This is a genomic window from Photorhabdus temperata, assembly GCF_025384845.1.
GTDB lineage: Bacteria > Pseudomonadota > Gammaproteobacteria > Enterobacterales > Enterobacteriaceae > Photorhabdus > Photorhabdus temperata.
This window is the reverse complement of sequence record NZ_JAJAFX010000177.1, coordinates 1-1,127: the sequence shown is the minus strand read 5'-3', so window position 1 is coordinate 1,127 and position 1,127 is coordinate 1. Positions and strand designations below refer to the sequence as shown.

Sequence of the window (1,127 nt, the reverse complement as noted above, 5' to 3'; positions counted from 1 at the left end):
AACCCGCCGGCGGGTTGCGCGGTCATCCGGTCAGCCAGGTGTTGGGCGATTTGCCCGGCGGATTTTTTCTGCAATGACATATAAGGGTTCCTTTTCTGACGTTACGGGCGGTTTTTTTCCGGGAGCGCGGTCAGCCCGGCGTCTTTCTGCAACGCATAGTAGCGACTGAGCAGGGCGTTAAAGCGGTCGTCGGTCTTTTTTCTCAGCGCCGGTGAGACAGGATGTCCCTGTTCGACTGCCGCGGAGAACTGGCGCAGCAACTCTTCCAGCGGCACGTCGCGGTTGTGGCTGGTCTGAATCTGATAAATCGCGGTTTTCAGGTAGGAGAGGGTGAAACTGCCGCGGTTACGCTCCTGCGCCAGGATTTTGTCGGCTAATTGCTGGAGCTGATTTTGGGTCTGATGCCAGCTGCCCGGTAGCGGGGCGTTATCCAGCCGGACGGCCTGTAACTGTTGCCAGCGGGCGGTTTCTCGCTGCTGTTCGCGGTCCTGCGGCCAGGTCTTTTGTGCCAGGCCGGTCAGCTGTTCGGCATGTTGCAGCACCACCAGCGGGGAGGTGTCCGCTAACCGGGTCAGCTGTTGTTCATAGTTTTGCAGGTCAGGCTGGTACAGCCAGGCCAGTCTCGCGCCGTCCGGCGTACCGGTCAGGGCCGTGAGCTGGTGTTGCAGCGGTCGGTAAAGCCCCAGCCAGCTGCCGGTCAGAACAAACGCGCCCAGCAGGACGCCCAGTCCAAAGCCCTGCAAGGCACTCATCCGGGGCGGCGGCTCAGGGAAACGGACCTGGACTTTGGGCTGATGGCTGTCGTAGCCGGGGGCGTCGTCGGTTTCCGGTTCAGCCGGTTCCGGCTCGGCGTTAGCCAGGTAAACCAGCGGCGGCATCTGGACAGGCCTGGGTGCCGGTGTGGGCAGGATACGGGTATTTTCCAGTTTTTTTGCGGTGTTCTGGAAAAACCACAGCAGGTTTTCGACTTTGGGCAGGCGTTTCAAATCGGACTGCTGGAGCCGGTCGACTATCAGCTGTAAGGCCCGTTCAGCCCGGTAAATCAGGCGCAGGTCGCGGGCGGTGTAGTCGTGCTGGCGCAGGGCGTTGCCGCAGCGGGTGTTAAACCAGTCGAGCATGTCGGTGCG

General features: G+C 61.4%; 1 protein-coding gene. It reads right to left on the bottom strand.

Features of this window, described 5'->3' with window-relative positions; all coding sequences use genetic code 11:
- Nucleotides 1-101 precede the first annotated feature (101 nt).
- The coding region (locus LGZ99_RS24430) for a VasL domain-containing protein (RefSeq protein ID WP_262979847.1) at nt 102-1,127 on the bottom strand (1,026 nt) is incomplete at its 5' end.